Consider the following 19,749-nt stretch of genomic DNA (forward strand, 5'->3'; position numbering starts at 1 on the left):
GGGGCTGTTGCGCCCATGGGATCACATTTCCGTAACGAGGTGTCCGAACTCGTGGATCCGGTCGGTGAATATGCCGGAGACCCCCCATGAGAAGAGCTCCTCCGCGCGCTGGGGCGAATTGATGGTCCAGACATTGACCCCGTAGCCCAACGCGCGGATCTCCTCGACCAGGGCGCGCTCCAGGCCCTCATCGGCTGGGTTGATCGCCTCGACCCCCAGCATCTCCGCGTAGGAGCGCCAGGCCCCGGTGGGCATGCCCGCCGCCATGAGAAGCGCGAGCCGCGTGGCCGGGCGGCGCCGGCCCAGGCGATCCAGGAGGAGAGGGTTGAAGGAGGAGGCCACCGCCTGGCTCCCCGGAGCCGTGGCGGCGAACTGATCCAGATGCCTCGCGACGGCGTCGACGAGCTCCGCGCACACCCTGGCCCCCGCCTCACAGGGCTTCATCTCCACATTGACGCTCAGGCCCTCCGCGGCGACCATCTCCAGGACCTGCCCCAGCGTGGGCAGCGGCTCGCCGGAATAGGGGCGCGAGCCGTCCTCGGCGATGAACCACGAGCCGGCGTCGATCCCGTGCAGGTCCGCCTGGGACAGGTGGTCGTAGGGCCCGCTGCGGTTGGTGGTGCGGTCCAGTGAGGAGTCGTGGATGACGATGGGAGTGCCGTCACCGAGGACATCCACATCGATCTCCACCCAGGTGGCCCCCGCCCGCGCGGCCTGACGGATCGACGAGAGCGTGTTCTCAGGCGCGAGGGAAAGGGACGCCCCGATGGCCCAGGACCATTCGGCTGCCCTCCGGCACCGGCCGGGGGCAGGGCAGGGGCTCATGGCCCCATCGCGCCCGCGCGCTCATGGCCGCTCTCGCGAGAGCGCCGGATCTTCTCGCTCGGCCCACAGCAGCAGATGCGGCGTGATCGAGGCAAGGTCCGGCACGACAACGAGCCCGGGGTCGGCGGGGAATACCTTGGTCGCTCCGATCTGCACCACATGGATCCCATTGGAGCGGGCCGAGGCCGCGCCCGTCGCCGAGTCCTCCACGACGACGCAGTCCGCGGGGGCCAGGCCGAGCCTCTCGACCGCCGTGGCGTAGGGGAGGGGGTCGGGCTTCGCTCCCGCGCCGTCGTCCCCCGTGACCGTCACGGCGAACACATCGCCCAGTGCGCGCGCCACGCTCTCGACGATCCTGCGGGGAGAGGCGGACACGATCGCCTGCGCCACCCCGATCTGGGCCAAGGCCGAGGTGATGCGCTCGGCGCCCGGGAGCAGGGGAGGGGAGGCCGCCACCCGCGCCGCGACGTCGTCGGCGATGGTGGCGAAGAGATCCGCTGCAGCAGGGTCCCGCCAGTCGGCGACGGCGCCGGTGGCGGCGATGAGGTGCCGTGCCGTCTCGATGGAGGCACCGGTCAGGCGCTCCACGATCGCCGGGGTGGGGGTCCCCCCGGCGTCGCGCGTGCGGGCGATGAAGGACTCGTCCCAGAACGGCTGCGAGTCCATGAGCGTGCCGTCCATGTCCCACAGGACCGCTCGGATCGTGAAGCCGGGGAGGGAGGGGGGACGGGAGGGAGGGACTGTGACCGCCATCCCATGAGCGTAGCGCGCGCCGCGCGCCCGTGGGGCCGCCCTGTGGCATCGTGGGTCCCGGAGCAGATCTGGGAGGAGGTTGGCCGTGAGACCTCATGAGCACCGGGCGACGATGGCGGATATCGCGATCGCCGCCGGGGTGTCGCGGACCACCGTCTCCTTCGTGCTCAACGACCGCCCCGACTCCCGCATCCCCGAGGCGACCCGGGCGCGGGTCCTCCAGGCGGCCAAGGAGCTCGACTACCGGCCGCAGGGCACGGCGCGCCTCGCCCACCCCCGGCCCAGCAGCGCCCTGGGCGTCGTCACCGATATCGTCACCGGGCCGCACGCCTCCTCCATCATCCGGGGCATGCAGGACGCCGCCCTGCGCGAGGGCATGCCGCTCCTCCTGATCCCCACAACGGGGCGCGCGGAGGACGACCGCCGCGCCGTCGCCTCGCTCCTGGAGCACCGGGTGGGCGCGATCCTCCACGCGCGCGCCAGCTGCGTCCAGGTCGCCATGCCGGCCGAGGCCCGCGGCACCCCCACCGTCCTCGTCAACTGCCAGGACTCGGCCGGCGAGCACCCCAGTGTCCGCCCCGACGAGGAGGCCATCGCCCGCCTCGAGGCCGACGCCCTCCTCACAGGCGAGCACCGGGACATCGGCGTCATCGAGGTCTCCGGCGCCGACGTCGGCGCCCAGCCCCGGCGCGACGGCTACCGCGCCAGTTTCGCGCGCGCCGGGATCGACTGGGGCAGCGCCGCCATCGCCGTCGGGTACGGCACCATCCAGGGCGGTTACCGGGCCGCGGGCCAGCTCCTCGAGGCCAACCCCTGGATGACCGCGATCCTGTGCGGCAACAACAGGATGGCGATCGGCGCCTACGATGCCGTGCGCGAGCGCGGCCTGCGCGTGCGCGACGACGTCGCCATCATCGGCATCGACGACGAGGACCTCGCCCCCGCCCAGCTCCGCCCCGGCCTGACCTGCGTGGCCCTGCCCTTCGAGGAGATGGGGAGGGTCGGCGTCGAGCGGCTGGCGGCCATGCTGCGAGGCGAGAGCGTGCCCACTCAGACCCTGTTGCCCGGGCGCCTCGTGCGCCGCGCCTCCATCTAGGGGCTCTGCCCGGGCGGGCCGGGACGGGCGGGACGCCCCGCCAGGCCGGGCCCGCTGGCGGATCCGGGCAGGATCGGGGCAGGATCGGGGCATGGCAACCCAGGACACCCAGGCCCCTCAGGACTCCGCCGCCCCCCAGGGCGACGGCGCCCCCGACCGCCCGAGCATCGCCTTCCACTCCGCCTACGACCAGGGCTTCGCGCGCGTCGCCGCCGTCACCCTGCCCGTCGTCCCCGGCAACCCTGGCAAGAACGCCGCCGCCATCATCGACCAGGCCCGCGCGCTGGGGGAGGAGGGCGTCTGCCTCGCCGCCTTCCCCGAGCTGTGCCTGACCGGCTACGCCATCGACGACCTCCTCCACGCCGAGGTCCTCCTCGACGAGACCCTTGCCGCCATCGAGGCCATCCGGGCCGCGAGCGAGGGATTCCTGCCGGCCGTCGTCGTCGGCGCCCCGATCCGCCTGGGCAACCGGCTGTTCAACTGCGCCGTCGTCATCGCCGGCGGGGCCGTGCGCGGCGTCGCCCCCAAGTCCTACCTGCCCACCTACCGCGAGTTCTACGAGACCCGGCACTTCGCGGCCGGCGACGCCCCCGAGTGCGCCGAGCGCCGCGCGGTCCTGAGGGGGGTGCGGGGGCCGGGCGGCACCGGTGATTCCAGCACTGCTGGCGGCACAGGAAGCGCTGGCGCAAGTGTGCCCTTCGGCCCCAATCTGCTCTTCGACGTCGCCGACGTCCCCGGCCTCACCTTCCACGTGGAGGTCTGCGAGGACATGTGGGTTCCCGTCCCGCCGTCGTCCGTGGCCGCGCTCGCGGGCGCCACGGTGCTGCTCAACATCTCCTCCTCGCCGATCACCGTCGGCCGCGCCGAGGACCGCCATCTCATGGCGCGCTCCTCATCGGCGCGGGGCCTGGCCGCCTACGTCTACGCCGCGGCCGGGCAGGGCGAGTCCAGCACCGATCTGGCCTGGGACGGCCAGACCATGATCTACGAGAACGGCGAGCTGCTCGGATCCTCCGAGCGCTTCCCCGACGGGCCGAGGGCCACCATCGCCGACGTCGACATCGAGGGGATGCGCGCCGAGCGCCTGCGCCAGGGGACCTTCGAGGACAACGCCCGCACCCTGGCGCGCGCCGCCGGGGGAGCGGCCCCAGGGCCCGCCTCCTTCACCGACCCGCGCGCCTTCGAGCGCATCGAGATCCCCGCCGTCGACCTGCGCGCCCCCCGGACGGATATCGGACTGCGGCGGCGCGTGGACCGCTTCCCCTTCGTTCCCGACGACCCTGCCCGCCTGGCGCAGGACTGCTACGAGGCCTACAACATCCAGGTCGAGGCGCTTGTCCAGCGCCTGCGCGCCATCGGCAACCCGACAATCGTCATCGGCGTCTCCGGGGGCCTGGACTCCACCCAGGCGCTCATCGTGGCGGCGCGCGCCATGGACCGGCTCGGCCGGCCCCGCTCGGACATCCTGGCCTACACGATGCCCGGCTTCGCCACGAGCGCCACCACCCGCCGCAATGCCGAGGACCTTGCCGTGGGCCTGGGCTGCTCCTTCTCCGAGCTCGACATCCGCCCCACCGCCACGCAGATGCTCACCGAGATGGGCCACCCCTACGGGCGCGGCGAGCGCGGCCCGGAGGTCTACGACGTCACCTTCGAGAACGTCCAGGCCGGGCTGCGCACCGACTTCCTGTTCCGCATCGCCAACGCCCGGGGCGGGATCGTGCTCGGAACGGGAGACCTCTCCGAGCTGGCGCTGGGCTGGTGCACCTTCGGCGTGGGCGACCACATGGCCCACTACGGGGTCAACGCCGGGATCCCCAAGACCCTCATCCAGCACCTCATCCGCTGGGTGGTGGCCGAGCAGATCTTCGACGACGCCGTCGGGCGCACGCTGCTGTCCATCCTCGACACCGAGATCAGTCCCGAGCTGGTGCCCGGCAGCGAGGACGAGCCCATGCAGTCCACCCAGTCGCGGATCGGCCCCTACGCCCTGCAGGACTTCACCCTGTGGCACGTGCTGCGCCGGGGCTCGCGGCCCAGCCGCATCGCCTTCCTGGCGGAGAAGGCGTGGGCCGATGCCTCCGAGGGCGACTGGCCGCAGGGGCTGCCCGAGGCGGACCGGGTGGCCTACTCGCTGCCGGAGATCCGGCGCTGGGAGCTGCTGTTCCTCAAGCGCTTCTTCGCCAACCAGTTCAAGCGCTCGACCCTGCCCAACGGCCCGAAGGTCGTGGCCGGGGGCTCGCTGTCCCCCCGCGGGGACTGGCGCATGCCCTCCGACGTCAGCGGCGCCGCCTGGATCGCCGAGCTGGAGCGCAACGTCCCCGAGGCCTAGCCCGTGCCCTTCTCCCCACCCCCGCTCCCCCTTTGCCGAGACCGGGCGATCAGCACGGCGAGATTCCGATCTGTGGAAAACCGCCCGGTTTCGCGGTGCTGTTCGCCCGGTCTCGGTGAGGGGTGGGGTCGGAAACTGAGAGGAAGGCTCGCTGTGTGACGAAGATCATAGTTAGCGATGAAGGTGATGGGCAGGGGCTGTGACCCACGCAATATCGCCGATGTGCTGGGCGTCTCATTGCTAACGTTCTCCCACTCGCGTTACTAACGCTTGTTAACGCCTGCCTGATCGGGTGTCATCTCGTCGCATTCGCGCGGAATCGCGCCTATCGTCCGCCTCACCACACCGTTCGCCGGTGGCGGAGATCCCCGCGACCGGCCCGACTGGAAGGCGGTTATCCGTGGTTTCCGTGATCATCGCTGCTCATGGGCACATGGCTGAGGGGCTGCTCGGCTCCTCCGCCATGATCGTCGGTCCCAGCGACGACGTCGTCGCCGTCACCTTCGAGCAATCGGAGGGGCCCGACGACCTCCTCGCCAAGTACGCCGCTGCCGTCGAGGCCTCAACCTCCGAGCAGCACCTCATCCTGTGCGACCTCTTCGGAGGAAGCCCCTACAACGCCGCGGCGCGCTTCGCGGCGGAGCGCCCCGACGCAGACGTCGTCTCCGGCGCCAACCTGCCGATGCTCGTCGAGGTCCTCGCCCGCCGTATGGCCGGCGCCGACCTGCCCGAGCTCGTCGAGGTCGCGCGCACCGCCGGCAAGGCCGGCATCAAGATCCTCTCCGAGGAGTTCACCCCCACCACAACCCCCACTATCTCTGACGACGAAGGAGACGAGCTCTGATGGACATCAAGCTCCTGCGCATCGATTCCCGCCTGGTTCACGGACAGGTCGCCAACAACTGGGCAGGCTCCCTGGGCGCCGAGGCCATCCTCGCGGTCTCGGACAGCGCCGCCAACGACGAGCTGCGCAAGTCCCTGCTCCTCCAGACCGGCGGCGGCAAGGTCAAGGTCTACGTCCTGGGCGTGGAGAAGGCGGCCCGCGTCTACAAGAACCCCAAGTACGCCTCCCTCAAGGCCATCATCGTCGTCGAGACGCCGGCGGACATCGTCCGCCTCCTCGACCTCGGCATCGAGGCCAGCGAGGTCAACGTCGGCGGCATGACCTTCAAGCAGGGCACCTCCCAGGTCTCCCAGGCCGTCTACGCCTCCCCCGAGGATGTCGCCGCGTTCGCGGAGATCGACTCGCGCGGCATCCCGCAGTACATCCAGCAGGTCCCCTCCACGGGACGCTCCGACCTCATGCCCGCCCTCAAAGCGAAGGGAATGCTGTGAGGCCGGCCCCGAGCCGCCTCGCATGAGAAAGGTTCTGCCATGCATGACATCTCCACGTTCCAGATCATTCTGGTCACCATCGTCGCCTTCGTCGCGGGCATGGGGAGCGTCCTCGACGAGCGCCAGTTCCACCGGCCCCTCGTCGCCTGCACCCTGACGGGATTCGCCCTGGGGCAGCCCACCGTCGGCATCGTCGTCGGGGGCACCCTGGAGCTCATCGCTCTGGGCTGGATGAACGTCGGCGCCGCGATGGCCCCTGACGCCGCCCTGGCCTCGACTGTCTCCACCGTCATCGCGGTCGCCTCGATGGACGGCGCGGGCGGCACGAAGGCAGCCATCGACGCCGCCATCAGCGTCGCCGTGCCACTGGCCGTCGCTGGCCAAGCGCTGACCATCTTCGTGCGAACCATCGCCGTGTTCTTCGCCCACCAAGCCGACCGGTACGCCAAGCAAGCGAACTACCGCGGCATCGCCATCATGCACTTCACCGCCCTGTTCCTCCAGGGCCTGCGCGTGGCCGTGCCCACCGCGATCGTCGCCGCACTGGCCTCCGGTGACGCCGTCCACCGCGCGCTGGACGCCATCCCCGAGGTCATCACCAAGGGACTGGGGATCGCCGGTGGATTCATCGTCGTCGTCGGATACGCGATGGTCATCAACATGATGAAGGCGCGCAAGCTCATGCCCTTCTTCTTCCTGGGCTTCGTCTTCGCCACCTTCGCCACGACGATCGCCGGCAATGGATCCGTCTCCGACCCCCAGGGCGCTGGGGACATGGCGAACTGGGTCCTCAAGGTCATGCCGACGGGCGTGACGCTGGTGGGCCTGGGCATCATCGGCGCTTGCCTCGCCGTCATCTACACCCAGCTCAACCCCGAGTTCGCCAAGCCGGCTCCCTCGTCCCAGCCGGCCCCCGTGGCCGCTGGAAACGGCGCCGCCTACGCGGACGACGACCTCGACGACGAGCTCGACTGAGCGAATGGAGAACGTGATCATGACTTCCACCACGACCGCCGCCCCGGAGCGCTCGCTGACCAACAGGGACCTGCGGTCCATGTACTGGCGCTCGACGACCCTCCTGGGCTCGTTCAACTTCGAGCGCATGCAGGCCATGGGCTTCTGCCTCACCCTCATGCCCGCGATCAAGAAGGTCTACAAGGACGACAAGGCCGCGCAGGCCGCCGCCCTCGAGCGCCACTTGGAGTTCTACAACACCCAGCCCTGGGTCTCGTCCGTCGTCTTCGGCGTCACCGCCGCCATGGAGGAGCAGCGCGCCAAGGGCGAGCCCATCGGCGATGACACCATCACCAACGTCAAGATCGGCCTCATGGGACCGCTCGCCGGAGTCGGCGACCCGATCTACTGGGGAACCGCCCGTCCCGTCCTGGCGGCCCTGGGCGCCTCGCTGGCGCTCAACGGCTCCATCGTGGGACCACTGCTGTTCTTCCTGGGCATCAATGTCCTGCGCGTGGTCACGCGCTGGTACGGCCTCAAGCTCGGCTACGAGCGCGGTACCGCGATGGTTGCCGATGTCGGAGGGGGCCAGCTCAAGAAGATCACCCAGATGGCCGCCGTCATGGGTCTGTTCGTCATGGGCGCCCTGGTCTCGAAGTGGACCACGATCAACTTCCCGGCCGTGGTCAGCTCGGTCGAGGACAAGGACACCGGCATCGTCACCGACACCACGCTGCAGACGGTCCTCGACCAGTTGCTGCCCGGAGCGGCCGCCCTGGGTCTCACCTTCCTGTGCATGTGGCTGCTCAACAAGAAGGTCAACGCGCTGTGGATCATCCTCGGCATGTTCGTCGTTGGCATTCTCGGCGCCTGGTCCGGCTTCCTCGGCTGAGCCGGGCAGCCGCCCTCATGCCCTAGGCTGCGAGGGGCGCGGGGAGCACCGCTCCCGCGCCCCTCGCGCGCGTCCTGGCACCGCCGCCCGCGCCAGACCCGCCAGCCCTGAGATCCGATATTCCAGCCAGAAGCCCAACGGAGGGCCCATGCGCCGCCTCATCGTCACCGACCTCGACTCCACCATCATCTTCAACCGCGGCGTCTCCCCGGCCGACCGCGAGGCCATGGGGCGATGGCGGGCCGCCGGCAACCTGCTCGCCGTCGACACCGGCAAATCCATCTTCGCCACGCGCGGCGTCCTGGAGCCCGCGGGCGTCCGCTTCGACTACGGCATCGTCTTCACCGGCGCCGTCCTCATCGACGGCGACTACCAGGTCCTCGCGGCCCGCTACCTCCCCGACGGCGTCGCCCGCGCCGTCGCCGAGGACACCGCCGACCTGCCGGGCGTGTCCACCTACGCCACCACCATCACCCAGGACTACATCCTGTCCGACAACAACGGCGATGTGTCCTCCATCCTCCAGGTCTTCGAGCCCATGACCGCAGCGCAGATGGGCGAGCACCGCTTCATCGGCGTGCCGCTGCGCGTCACCGACGACTTCCTGCGCGAGCGCATCGAGATCGAGGCCGCCGAGCGCTGGGGCGCGGGGATCGAGTGCCATCGCAACCTGGAGTTCCTCGACATCGTGCCGACCGGATCCTCCAAGGGCGGAGGGCTCGCCGAGCTTCTCGCGGGTCCCCTGGCGGCGCTCCGGGCCTCCGAGGGTCTCGAAGTGTGGACTCTCGGGGACTCCTACAACGACGTCTCCATGCACGCCCTCGCCGACCACCCCATCACCCTGCCGTGGGCCCCGCCCGAGGTGAGCCAGGCCTGCGAGCGCGTCGTCGGCTCCATGGCGGAGCTCATCGACGGCCTTCTCCGGCAAGGGCCCCAGACTTCCTAGGATGTGACGATCGTCATCATTTTGATATCCTCTGGGATATGACGCGACGCCGCATCTCCCTGATCCCCGCCCGGGCCCTCCCGGCCGCCATGACGGCGCTCATCGCCGTCGTCGGAGGGGCCGGATGCGCCGAGTCGACACCCGCCGCGGACTCCGGAACCTCGACGGCGGGTACCGCCCAGCCCGGCGCGGGGCTTCCCACGGAGCTGCGCACCGCCACATCGACCCCCGCCCCGCTCTCCACCGTCTCCGCATCCTCGCAGTGCACGGCGATGGACGGCGTCGTCTCGCAGGCCCTGGCCGATACCCCCGAGGGCCAGAAGTACACGGCTCTGGCCGCCTCAGGGGACTCCGTGGCCACGCAGCAGGCCTGGGAGGCCTTCGCCGGAGTGCTCGCATCGACCTACCGGGACCAGCTGACCAGCGCCGCCGGCTCCGACCCGACGGCCACCGCCGCGCTGACCTCCCTGGATACCTATACCAGCGTCAGCGGCAAGCTCTCCCGCGGCGAGATCGCCGAGTACGCGGACCCGGCCCAGGCCGAGGACGACATCAAGTCCGGGAGGACCCCGACGCCCAACCCCGAGTACCAGACCGCAACCGACTCCCGGACCCAGGCGCAGATCACCCTCACGGGCTGCCTGTCGACCTGGCCGGTGGTCTTCTGACACATCACCATCCCACGCCCTGACACACGAAGCGCCCCGCAGAACCTCACCCAGCTGGCGCGATGGGGCGCCCGCCTCCCCACGAGAGAAGACACCTGTGCACTGGACACGGAGCACCACCCGCCGCCTCGCGGCCGCGGGCCTCGCCGCCGCCCTCTCCCTTCCCCTCGCCGCGCAGGCGAGCGCCGTCGACGACCCGGGGGCCACGCCGTCGCCCAGCGCCTCGGCGTCGGCCTCCCCTGCCGGAGATGAGAACCGCCTGGGGCCCGCGCCCTCGGAGCAGCCCGACCCCGCCGCCTCGGCCTCGGCAGCACCGACGAGCCCCGATGCGACTACCCCCGCCGGCGAGGAGGATCCCGACGCCGTCGCCGAGGCCGCAGTCGAGCCCTCCTCCTTCAACCCCGCCGGCACCTGGGTCAAGGCTGGCTGGCGCTGGTGGTGGAAGAACCCCGATGGCAGCTTCCCCTACTCCCAGTGCGCTCCCATCAACTACGCCATCTACTGCTTCGACGCCGAGGGGTACATGCGCACCGGCTGGTGGCGCGACGCCGCCGGCTGGCACTACAACCGCGACTCCGGCACTCAGTACACCGGCTGGCTCAGGGACCGCGGGCACTGGTACTACCTCGACACCTCCAGCGGCATCATGCGCACCGGCAGCCTCGTCGTCGGCGGGGCGCGCTACTTCCTGGACTCCGACGGCGCCATGGCGCTGGGATGGGTCAAGCACGCCGACGGCTGGCGCTACTACGCCCCCGCCACCGGCGCCATGGCCACCGGCTGGCTGGGCCTGGACGAGTGGTACTACATGGACCCCTCCAGCGGCGTCATGGCCACTGGGAGCCGGAGCATCGACGGCAAGACCTACTGGTTCTACGACTCTGGGGCCTGGTGGGCCTACTGGGCGCCGGCCTGGTTCCTCCAGCCCACCAACACCATCACCCCGTTGGGCGGCGCCAGCAACAACCTCACCAAGGGCATGAACGGCGTCAAGGTGAGGGTCGTGCAGCAGTCACTCGGCATGTGGAGCCCCTCGAAGCTCGCCTCGGTGGACGACGCCCTCATGTCCGCCGTCGCCAACTTCCAGAGCCGCGCCGGGCTGCCGCCCACCGGCGTCGTCGACAAGACCACCTGGGACGCCCTGGGCACCGGCTACGACTGGTTCGCCATCGAGGCCTACCACGCCACCCCCATCCGCCTGAGCGCCACCCGCGGCGAGCGCATCGAGGCGATGATCGGGTACGCGCAGAACCAGATCGGATCGAGCTACACCTGGGGCGGGGCAGGCCCCTACGCCCTGGGCTACGACTGCTCCGGGCTGGTCCTGCAGTCGCTCTACGCGGGCGGCCTCGACCCCCAGCCCATCAACACCCACCGGCACGCCTGGCCCGACTACCGCACCTCGCAGGAGCTCTTCCGCCATCCGAAGATGCAGCACATCCCGCTGTCCCAGCGCCAGCGCGGCGACCTCATCTTCTACGTCAACGGCTCGGGGACGATCACGCATGTGGCCATCTACCTCGGCGGTGACCAGGTGGTCCACACCGACTGGATGGGCAACCCCGCGCGCATCGAGCACATCACCGTCAGCTACGGCTGGGGCAACATCGTCGGCGACGTCGTGCGGCCCTTCCCGGAGAACTGAGCGGAGGGCCGCGCCGGCCACCCGCTGGAACGACGAGGCGCCCCCGCCCTGGGCAAGGGCGGGGGCGCCTCGCGCGCGGGAGCCGGGCTCGTAGCGGGCTCGGGCGGAGGCTCGAGCCCGGGCCCGGGGCTCGGCTCCGAGGCGCGGGCCCGGCTCGGGCTCGGCTCTCGTGGAGCTCAGTTCTTGGGGGCGCTGTGCCGGTAGACGTTCGTCTCGCGCAGCTCGAAGCCGCAGCGCTGGTAGAGGCGGTTGGCCGCCTCGCGGGACGGGCGCGAGGTGAGGTCGACGGTGCGCGCGCCGAGCTCCTGGGCGTGGGCGACCGCCGCCTCCACGAGCTGGCGGCCGGCGCCCTGGCCGCGCGCCTCGGCGTCGACGACGACGTCCTCCACCCAGGCCCGCAGGCCCGTTGGGATCGTGAAGGTCGCCAGGGTCAGCATTCCCAGGATCGGGGCGGGGGCGGCGCCGGCGGGGGAGTCCGGGCGGAAGACGAAGAGGTAGACGCCGTCCTGTGCGAGAAGGGCCTCGCACTGCTCGGCGGTGAGCGCCGGGGCGCTGCGGGAGAGCTGGGGGATGAGGCGCTCCATCGCCTCGACGAGTTCGGGTCCTGCCTGGGTGACGATCTCGGTGGCCATCGTGGTGCCTCTCTTGAGTGAGTGCCGCGGGGACGCGCGCCGCGTGAGGGTCGGCGCGAATGCCCTGAGCCTAGCGGCGATGGGGAGCTGGCGAGGGCGGGCACACGGTGTCAGCATCGGGGGTAGTCTCAGGGGACCCAGCATGGGACCGTTGGGACGAGCATCTGGCCGGAGGGAGCCCCGCCATGACCGAGCACACTGAGCCGACCCAGCCGACGAGTCAGAGCGAGCCGGTCGGAGCCGGCGCGCCGCCCGCTCAGGAGCGCGCTTTCGAGGCCCACGAGATCTTCTTCTCCACCACGGACGCCGCGGGCCGCATCCGCCGGGCCAACTCGATCTTCATGCGCCTGTCCGGCTACCCGCGCGGGGCGCTCGTGGGGCGGGCCCACAACGTCGTGCGCCACGCCGTCATGCCCGCCGGGCTCTTCCGCGGGGTGTGGGAGGACATCGAGGCCGGCCACGCCGCCAGCGCCTACATCACCAACCGCGCCTCCGACGGCGGGCACTACCGGGTCTTCGCCACCATCGTCCCCTCGGGCAGCGGCTACCTGTCCATCCGCACCCTCCCGCAGCTGACCGAGCAGCGCGATGCCTTCGAACGGGCCTTCGCGCGGGTTCGGGAAGTCGAGGCCGCCTCGGCCGCGGGAGGCTCCACCCGCCGGGAGGCCGCCGCCGCGGGGCAGGCCGCCCTGGCCCGCGAGCTCGAGGCGCTGGGGTATGAGTCCACCGTGGACTTCACCCGGCAGGCCGTGGCCGCCGAGGTCGCCGCCCTCGTGGCCGCCGGGGTGGGCATCCCGAGCGCCGACGGGGCCGAGGGGCCCGTGGCCCGCGTTCTCGCGGAGATGCACGCCATCGAGGAGGCCACCAGAGGCCACCTCGCCCTGCTCGACGAGCTCGCCCGCCTCGTTCGCCTCCTCGACAGTCGCGCCACCGAGATCCAGGCGCTCGCGGCCAGGCTTGCCGAACTGCGAGTGGCCCTGCGCGCCACGAGGGACGAGGTCGCGCGCCTTGGCTCGCGGCCTGGGGCTGAGGGAGAGGGCGCCGACGGCTTCGAGGAGCGCTACCAGCGCGTCGACGCCCTCGTCCTCGAATGCGCCGAGGAGCTGCGCCCCCTGGCCGGGCAGGTCTCCGAACTGCGCGGCGACGCCTACTCCGTGCGCTTCGCCATCGCCCTCATGCGCCTGCACAACCTCGCCTCGGGATTCTTCGCCGCCCAGATCCTGGCCGGGGACGACGACGTCACCGAGAACGACGCCGTCGGCTCCCTCGAGGAGCTGACGAACGCCCTGAGCGAGGGCATCTCACGGCTCACCGACCACCGCGCCCTGCTGGAGGCCCGTCGCGAGCTCGTCGGCGGGGAGCTCGACGCCGTCGCCGAGGAGCTCACGGCCACGCACGGCCCCCTCACCGAGCTGCTGGCCGAGGCCGCCGCGGCGGGCGCGGGGCAGAGCAAGCCGGTGCGGCGCGCCACTGCCCTCGTCGCGGACGGCTTCCCCGAGGCGCGGGACCTGGCGGACCTGGCTGGAGCCGTTCGCGACCTGGAGATCCCGATGCTGGCCGCCGAGATCCAGGAGCGCATCACTGCCGTGCGGCGCGCCCTGGCCGAGCTGCGCTGAGCACTGCCGGGTGCGCCTGGCACCGGTGGTTGCGGCAAACACCTTCGGGTGCGTTGCCACCGCAACCCACGGTGCTCGGCGCGACCACCGGTGCTGGAGGCACCCGCCGATGGCGCGGGGGAGGCGCCCCTCTCCGGCTATGCCGGCGTCGGCGCGGCGGCGGGGACCACGTGCAGGCGCCGCCAGCCCAGCGCCCCGCTGACCACGACGAGCGCCGCCGTGTAGACGGCCGCGTGCCCGAGGCCGCCCGCGAGCGCGCTGGAAGCGTCCGCCACCGGCCCGACGGCGAGGCTCGCCAGCTCACGGGCCGACCACAGAGGCAGGGCGCGCGTCCACGACTCCTGCGGGTCCACGAGGAGCTGGACCGCCATGATCCCGATGAGCAGGAGCGCCCCCTCCAAGTCCCGGGGCACGAGGGCCGCCGTGAGCGCGCCCAGCGGGGCCGCGACGGTGGCGCCAAGGAGCAGGAGCGGCACCACCGCCGTCGGCCGCTCGAGTGAGTCCCCGATCGTCGCGATCGCCACGATCGAGTAGGCGCAGGCGAGCGCCCAGCCCATGGCGAGGACCGCCAGGAGGCGGCCCGCGAGCAGCGCCAGGGGCGGCGCCCCCGCAACGGCGAGGCGGCGGTCGATGCCGCGCGAGGAGACGTGGGTGAACAGGGCGAGGGTCGCCACCGCCCACCCCAGGCCCATCGACAGCAGCCGCAGCGCCGTCCAGTGGGTGTCCACGCGCACCGCGAAGAACGCCAGGGGGAGAAGGCAGGTGAGAGCCAGAGCGCCGCGGCGCCGAAGGAGCTCGACCACAGTGGTGCGGGCGACGAGCAGGGTCATGATGCCACCTCCTCGGGGCGCTCGGGGCTGGGGAGCTCGATGACGCGGTCGACGTGGTCGAGGTCGCGCAGCAGGTGGGTGACGAGGAGGACCCCCGCGCCGCTCGAGCGCCAGGCCTCCACGAGCCCCCACAGGTCCTCGTAGGCCAGCGAGTCGAAGCCCTGGTAGGGCTCATCGAGGAGGAGCAGGTCCGGGGAGTCGATCTGGGCGAGGGCGAGGTTGAGCTTCTGCTGGGTCCCGCCCGACAGTGTGCCAGCGCTCTGCCCTCCCCGCGCCCGCCATCTCAGGCCGGCCAGCAGCCCATGCCCGACGGCGACCGCGCGGCGCGGCGCCATGCCCCGGGCCGCGCCGAAGAGGCGGCAGTGCTCGTCCACGGTGAGCAGCGGGGCCAGGCCATTCAATTGGGGCGCGTAGCCGAAGCGGGGAGCGCGCTCCACCCGGCCCGCGCTCGGGCGCAGGAGCCCTGCGCAGATCTGCAGCAGGGTGGACTTGCCCGCCCCATTGGCGCCGACGACGGCCATGACCTCCCCGCGCCGCAGTTCGAGGCTGATCCCGGTGAGGACCGGGCGGTGGGACCGCATGGCGCTCACGCCGTCGAGCCGGAGGACCACCTCTCCGGGAGCGGAGGGCAGGGGGTCGGGGCGGGAGCCTGCGCGCAGGGCGGTGACGAGCTCGCGCGCGTAGATCGTGGCGGGGCCGAAGAGCGCCTCGGGCGGGGCGGCGGCCGCCAGGGCCTCACTGCTCGCGGAGGTCGCGGCGTCGTCGCAGGCGGGGCCGGGCAGGCCGAGGGCGGCGAGCTCGGCGCGCAGGGTGGCGCACCAGGCGGCGTGAGGATCGTGCGGCGCGGGGACCGTGCGCAGGGAGGTCATGTGGTCCTCCCGGTGCTGCGCTCGGGGGCGGTGCCCGGGGTCGCGGGGGCGAGGGGGGTGAGCGGGCGCGGGCTCATGATGCCGCCGACCGCCTGGCTGAAGGAGGCCCACTCCTCGCGGTGGGAGGCCAGGGCGCTCCGACCGGCGTCGGTGATCTCGAAGTACTTGCGCGCCGGGCCGGAGGTGGAGGGCTGCCAGGAGGCGGTGATGAGTCCCTGCTTCTCCAGGCGCAGGAGCGCGGGGTAGAGGGTTCCGCCCGGGATCGTGCCGAGGCCCGCGGCGTCGAGGCGCTGGGCGAGGGCGAGGCCATAGTCCGGGGCCGTCTCCAAGAGGGACAGGAGACAGGGGGCGAGGAAGCCGTGGAGGATCTGCGTTGACGGCGTCATGCTAGTCAGGCTACCTAGTTAGTAGAAAGTCTGTCTAGGGATGGCCTGCGGCGATGGTGTGGGGTGATGGCCGGCGACGATAGCGGGATGCCGTGGGGTGATGGCGTGCGGCGATGGCCTGCGGCGGTGGCGTCCTCGCGCACGAGCGGCTGTGCGAGCGATGTCGGGAGCTTCCTTCTCGCGCGTTCCCGGGTGCGCTGAGCCCGTGCTGACAGGCGCGCTGCGCACTGATGGGTGCCTCCAGCACCGAGAGGTGCGGAGACAACGCACCTCTCGGTGCTGGGCGCACCCGTCGGTGGAGGAAGCACCTGTCGGTTTAGGCGCGCAGCGGCCAGGGCGCGGGCATCTGCTCCAGGCCTGCGCGGACGAGGCACTCGATCATCGCCGCGCCGTCGTGGTACCACGCGTCGTTCCAGCCCCAGCGCCGGACTATGACGCCATACAGATCCTCCAGTTCGTTCTGCCTGTCCTTCTCATCGAGCAGTACGGCCCGTGTGTCCCTGCCGAAGGAGGCGGGGTCGTACTTGATCCGGCCGTCGTACTCGCCGACCAGGTTGATCGAGGCCCAGTAGAAGTCGACGCGGATCACCCGGCCACCGGCGTCGAGCACGTACTGCAGGACCGGCTGCGGCAAGCGGCCCTGCCACTGGCGAACCCGCGACACCGACTCGCCCGGGGACTCCGCCCTCTCGTCGGCCAGGCCGAGGGCGGTCCGCGCTACCCGCAGGCCCCGGGAGCCCGCTGGGATCCGCTCCAGCGCCTCGCGGAGCTCCTCCCACACGCACAACTCCTGGTGGAGCGCGGAGTCCATCGCGCATACGCCCGGGATGAGGCCTCCCCATCGGGCGATGTCCACGGCGGCGTCGGCAGCGCTCGCCAGGAGGAGCCCTCCGTGCTCGACGATGTCGAGGTTCCCTGCCCGGTGCCGTCGCCGCATGAGTGTTGTTCGAGAGCGTGAGGCTTGGCGTCGGAGCACCTCCACACGCTCCAAGCGCATCCCGACGACGGGGATCCCATAGGCGATGGCAGCGGAGGGACCGACAAGGACCGCCTCATCATCTGTCCGACGGACCGCCTCGATGAGAAGGCGGTGGCGCTCGGCGGGACGCATCGCCTTCCAGGCCTCAGCCTCGGCGTAGACACCACGGGCGACGCGCACCAAGCCGTCGATGCGTTCCGGGTGGAGGGGCCCGATGGCGGTGCTCGCGGACTCGTGGGCGATGACGATGACGGGGAGCGGGGGCGGCGGCGGGACGGCCGGTGTGGTCTGGGAAGCGGCGCGCTGGGCTGAGATGTGCATGAGATCCAGATTGCGGCGCGTTTGTCGGCATTGCCGCGCCTCTCCACAGCGCGCGGAGTGCGGCGTGCGTGAGGAGGCCTGTGGATCCCGGCGCGTCCTGGGCGCGGGGGCTCCGCGCGTATCGCCGGGTGCGTCTAGCACTGGTGGGTGCGGCAAGCACCGAGAGGTGCGTTGTCGCCGCACCCGTGGGTGCTGGGCGCACCTGTCGGTGGAGGAAGCACCTCTCGGCGAGGGGCGCGCGGGGATGGAGAGCGCTCTCGACGGCGCCTCAGCGCACGAGCTCGACGAGCACCTCGGCGTGCGGGGTATGCGGGAACATGTCGAACAAGCGCGCCCGGCGCACCCGCAGTGACGGCATCCGCCCCAGATCAGCGGCGAGCGACGCCGGATTGCACGAGGAGTACAGCACCCGCGCCACCCCCGAGGCCTCGATCCTCCCCGCCAGCTCCTCCCCGATGCCGCGTCTGGGAGGGTTGACGACGAGCAGGTCCGGCAGGCCGCCGAGCCCGCGCGCCGCCGAGGGATCGAGCACGCGGGCGTCGCCCGCCTCGAAGCGCGCCTGCTCAGCGCTCAGCCCCGCCAGCGCCGCCGAGGCCCGCGCGCCGTCGATCGCCGACGCCGAGATCTCCACCCCGAGGACGCTCGGCCCGGGACTCCTCTCCTCCCCGCTCGCCGCTCCTGCCAGCGCCAGCGCGAAGCCGCCCACCCCGCAGAACAGGTCCCACGCCCGCCGCATCGGGCCTGTGCCAGCGGGCGCGTCCGCCGCCCAGTCGCGGGCAGTGGCGTACAGTGCCTCGGCCACGGCGGTGTTCGTCTGGAAGAAGGAGCGCGTCGGCAGGTAGAGAGCCAGCTCGCCCCGGGCGGCGGCCCCTCGCCCGCCCGACGGCGCGGCCCCTCCCATCAGGGCGGCCGCCCCCGGCGCTCCCGCGTCCCCGGGCAGGGACAGGCGCATGAGCAGGCGATCCTCCTCGGTGAGCACGATCTCCTCGGGCCCCTCCAGGATGGCCTGGTGCACGGGCTGGATATTCGCGCTGGCCACGGCGAGCATCGGCAGGAGCGTTCGCAGGCGCCCCAGCCCATCGCGCAGGCGCCCCACAAGGCGATCGGAGCGCAGGACGAAGCGCACCATGAGATCGCCGTCCGGCGAGGCCGTCACCAGGAGGTGCTTGAGCTCCCCGCGCCTGCCGGGGATCGAGTACGGCTCCAGCCCTGCCTCGCCGATGAACCCGGCCAGGACCGGCAGGGCCTCCTCGATCGCTGGCACGTGGAGCGGGCAGGAGCGCAGGTCGACGGCGCCGCCCCAACGATCCGCCAGGCCCAGGACTGGCGCGCTCGCCGTTCCACTGACCGCCATCTTCGCCTTGCCGCGGAAGCGCAGCGGCGCGCTCGCGACCGGGGGCTCCCAGGCGCCGTCAGGCACATGAGGGCCCAGCCGCTGGGCGACCGCCCCCTGCTTGGCGGCCAGTTGATCGGCAAGCGCCACACCCATTCGCGGGCAGGAGCGGCAGGCGCCGGAGTCGTGCAGCGCGCACGCGGCCTTCGATAGCGCAGACGGCGCGGACGGAGCGCTCGAGCCGACGGCGCGCGCGGCACGGTGATCAACGGGCACACCCGAGGATATCCCGGCTCTCGCGCCGGGCTCTCGCGCGGCGCTGGTCCCAGGCGGTGGCCGCCTCGTCGGCGGCGTGGGCCATCAGGCGCCGGTGAGGCTCACAGCTTGCCGATGCCGGAGATGATCAGGCCGACCCCCAGCGACGCGAAGACGACCGAGAGCCACTGGATCGGGATGAAGAACAGGGTGTGGACGTTGCGGTGCGAGCGGAGCGGCCCTGGCCGCATCTCGTCGATCAGGCCCTCGATCTGCGCCCGCGCCTCCTCCTCGCTGGCGGGGGCGGGGGAGCCGGGGGCCGCCTGGAATGCCCCGGTGTGGAACCGCTCCCACATCTCGGCGCGCTGCAGCTCGAGATGCTCGTCGATCTTCTTCGCCGGCCGGCTGATGTTGAGGTACTGGCCGAGGTACCAGCAGGCGACGGCGGCTAGGAGGAATCCGAGCAAAACCGCGGCAAGGCGCATGCCACAGGAGTGTCGGCGCGGGCACACTGCTCCTATGACCTCACCCGACGCCAGCCCCGCAGCCGCCCCCGCCGCCCACCCCGCCGTCGTCATCCCGCGAACGGGGATCGGCACCGACGTCCACGCCTTCGCCGCTCCCGACTCCGGCACCCCCCTTCGCCTCGCCTGCCTCGACTGGCCGGGGGAGACCGGGCTGGCAGGGCACTCCGACGGCGACGTCGTCGCCCACGCCTGCTGTGACGCCCTCTTCTCCGCCGCCGCCCTGGGCGACCTCGGCTCCAACTTCGGCACCGCCGAGCCGCAGTGGAAGGGCGCCGCGGGCAGCGCGCTCCTGGCCGAGGCGGCGCGGCGCGTACGAGCCGCCGGATTCGAGATCGGCAATATCGCCGTCCAGCTCGTCGGCGAGCGCCCCCGCATCGCCCCCCGCATGGCCGAGGCCACCGCCGCTCTCACCCAGGCCGTGGGCGCCCCTGTCCACTTCTCCGCCACCACCACCGACCACCTCGGCTTCCTCGGCCGCGCCGAGGGCCTGCTCGCCATCGCCACGGCCCTCGTCCACGCCGCCGAGGCGCCCACGCGCGCCTGACCACGGCCGAC

The 19,749-nt window shown here is 72.0% G+C and carries 20 protein-coding genes; 11 read left to right on the forward strand and 9 right to left on the reverse strand.

Annotated features, from left to right (window positions below; all coding sequences use genetic code 11):
* Window positions 1-21: 21 nt before the first annotated feature.
* A complete protein-coding gene (locus A1QA_RS0106030) occupies window positions 22-825 on the reverse strand; it encodes a glycerophosphodiester phosphodiesterase family protein (RefSeq protein ID WP_082181137.1) in 804 nt (267 codons plus the stop codon).
* Between the two features lie 21 nt (window positions 826-846).
* Window positions 847-1,578: an HAD family hydrolase gene (locus A1QA_RS0106035; protein WP_017178023.1), complete on the reverse strand. Its 732-nt coding sequence runs from the start codon at window positions 1,576-1,578 to the stop codon at window positions 847-849.
* A gap of 85 nt (window positions 1,579-1,663) precedes the next feature.
* On the opposite strand from A1QA_RS0106035, the gene A1QA_RS0106040 reads away from it, so the two are divergent.
* The 9 genes from A1QA_RS0106040 (at window position 1,664) to A1QA_RS0106080 (ending at window position 11,446) form a co-directional block, all read left to right on the forward strand.
* Window positions 1,664-2,674, forward strand: a complete 1,011-nt coding sequence (locus A1QA_RS0106040) for a LacI family DNA-binding transcriptional regulator (protein WP_244266072.1) — start codon at window positions 1,664-1,666, stop codon at window positions 2,672-2,674.
* Window positions 2,675-2,765: 91 nt separating this feature from the next.
* Window positions 2,766-5,006: an NAD(+) synthase gene (locus tag A1QA_RS0106045; protein WP_017178025.1), complete on the forward strand. Its 2,241-nt coding sequence runs from the start codon at window positions 2,766-2,768 to the stop codon at window positions 5,004-5,006.
* Between the two features lie 400 nt (window positions 5,007-5,406).
* The gene (locus A1QA_RS0106050) at window positions 5,407-5,850 is read left to right on the forward strand and encodes a PTS sugar transporter subunit IIA (protein WP_017178026.1); all 444 of its coding nucleotides are present in this window, start codon (window positions 5,407-5,409) and stop codon (window positions 5,848-5,850) included.
* Window positions 5,850-6,341, forward strand: a complete 492-nt coding sequence (locus tag A1QA_RS0106055) for a PTS sugar transporter subunit IIB (RefSeq protein ID WP_017178027.1) — start codon at window positions 5,850-5,852, stop codon at window positions 6,339-6,341. The genes A1QA_RS0106050 and A1QA_RS0106055 overlap by 1 nt, the downstream gene beginning before the upstream one ends.
* A gap of 39 nt (window positions 6,342-6,380) precedes the next feature.
* A complete protein-coding gene (locus A1QA_RS0106060; RefSeq protein ID WP_017178028.1) occupies window positions 6,381-7,316 on the forward strand; it encodes a PTS mannose/fructose/sorbose transporter subunit IIC in 936 nt (311 codons plus the stop codon).
* Window positions 7,317-7,335: 19 nt separating this feature from the next.
* Window positions 7,336-8,187, forward strand: coding sequence for a PTS system mannose/fructose/sorbose family transporter subunit IID (locus A1QA_RS0106065; RefSeq protein WP_154652249.1), 852 nt, complete (start codon window positions 7,336-7,338; stop codon window positions 8,185-8,187).
* A gap of 148 nt (window positions 8,188-8,335) precedes the next feature.
* Window positions 8,336-9,133, forward strand: coding sequence for an HAD family hydrolase (locus tag A1QA_RS0106070; protein ID WP_017178030.1), 798 nt, complete (start codon window positions 8,336-8,338; stop codon window positions 9,131-9,133).
* A 38-nt stretch (window positions 9,134-9,171) separates the two neighbouring features.
* Window positions 9,172-9,801, forward strand: a complete 630-nt coding sequence (locus A1QA_RS13745; protein WP_017178031.1) for a hypothetical protein — start codon at window positions 9,172-9,174, stop codon at window positions 9,799-9,801.
* Window positions 9,802-9,898: 97 nt separating this feature from the next.
* Complete coding sequence (locus A1QA_RS0106080; RefSeq protein ID WP_017178032.1) at window positions 9,899-11,446, forward strand: NlpC/P60 family protein; 1,548 nt, start codon at window positions 9,899-9,901, stop codon at window positions 11,444-11,446.
* Window positions 11,447-11,622: 176 nt separating this feature from the next.
* Here the strand turns inward: A1QA_RS0106080 and A1QA_RS0106085 are convergent, their stop codons facing one another.
* Entirely contained in the window at window positions 11,623-12,078 is a 456-nt protein-coding gene (locus A1QA_RS0106085; protein ID WP_017178033.1) for a GNAT family N-acetyltransferase, read from the reverse strand.
* A 185-nt stretch (window positions 12,079-12,263) separates the two neighbouring features.
* Between A1QA_RS0106085 and A1QA_RS0106090 the strand changes: the two genes are divergently transcribed.
* A complete protein-coding gene (locus A1QA_RS0106090; protein ID WP_017178034.1) occupies window positions 12,264-13,694 on the forward strand; it encodes a hypothetical protein in 1,431 nt (476 codons plus the stop codon).
* Window positions 13,695-13,831: 137 nt separating this feature from the next.
* On the opposite strand, the gene A1QA_RS13750 is transcribed toward A1QA_RS0106090, so the two are convergent.
* The 6 genes from A1QA_RS13750 to A1QA_RS13760 form a co-directional block, all read right to left on the reverse strand.
* Window positions 13,832-14,524 (reverse strand): hypothetical protein, encoded by a 693-nt coding sequence (locus tag A1QA_RS13750; protein ID WP_017178035.1) that lies wholly within the window; start codon window positions 14,522-14,524, stop codon window positions 13,832-13,834.
* Entirely contained in the window at window positions 14,521-15,393 is an 873-nt protein-coding gene (locus A1QA_RS0106100) for an ATP-binding cassette domain-containing protein (RefSeq protein WP_017178036.1), read from the reverse strand. The genes A1QA_RS13750 and A1QA_RS0106100 overlap by 4 nt, the downstream gene beginning before the upstream one ends.
* Complete coding sequence (locus A1QA_RS0106105) at window positions 15,390-15,779, reverse strand: PadR family transcriptional regulator (protein WP_017178037.1); 390 nt, start codon at window positions 15,777-15,779, stop codon at window positions 15,390-15,392. The genes A1QA_RS0106100 and A1QA_RS0106105 overlap by 4 nt, the downstream gene beginning before the upstream one ends.
* A 316-nt stretch (window positions 15,780-16,095) precedes the next feature.
* Window positions 16,096-17,079, reverse strand: a complete 984-nt coding sequence (locus A1QA_RS13755) for a hypothetical protein (protein ID WP_017178038.1) — start codon at window positions 17,077-17,079, stop codon at window positions 16,096-16,098.
* A 268-nt stretch (window positions 17,080-17,347) separates the two neighbouring features.
* Window positions 17,348-18,568, reverse strand: coding sequence for a class I SAM-dependent methyltransferase (locus A1QA_RS0106115; RefSeq protein WP_017178039.1), 1,221 nt, complete (start codon window positions 18,566-18,568; stop codon window positions 17,348-17,350).
* A 221-nt stretch (window positions 18,569-18,789) separates the two neighbouring features.
* A complete protein-coding gene (locus A1QA_RS13760; RefSeq protein ID WP_017178040.1) occupies window positions 18,790-19,152 on the reverse strand; it encodes a hypothetical protein in 363 nt (120 codons plus the stop codon).
* Window positions 19,153-19,186: 34 nt separating this feature from the next.
* Here A1QA_RS13760 and ispF point away from each other — a divergent pair, with 34 nt between their 5' ends.
* Window positions 19,187-19,738: a 2-C-methyl-D-erythritol 2,4-cyclodiphosphate synthase gene (ispF, locus tag A1QA_RS0106125; RefSeq protein WP_017178041.1), complete on the forward strand. Its 552-nt coding sequence runs from the start codon at window positions 19,187-19,189 to the stop codon at window positions 19,736-19,738.
* Window positions 19,739-19,749: the final 11 nt, after the last annotated feature.

It is taken from the genome of Actinomyces timonensis DSM 23838 (assembly GCF_000295095.1).
GTDB classification, from domain to species: Bacteria; Actinomycetota; Actinomycetes; order Actinomycetales; family Actinomycetaceae; genus Actinomyces; species Actinomyces timonensis.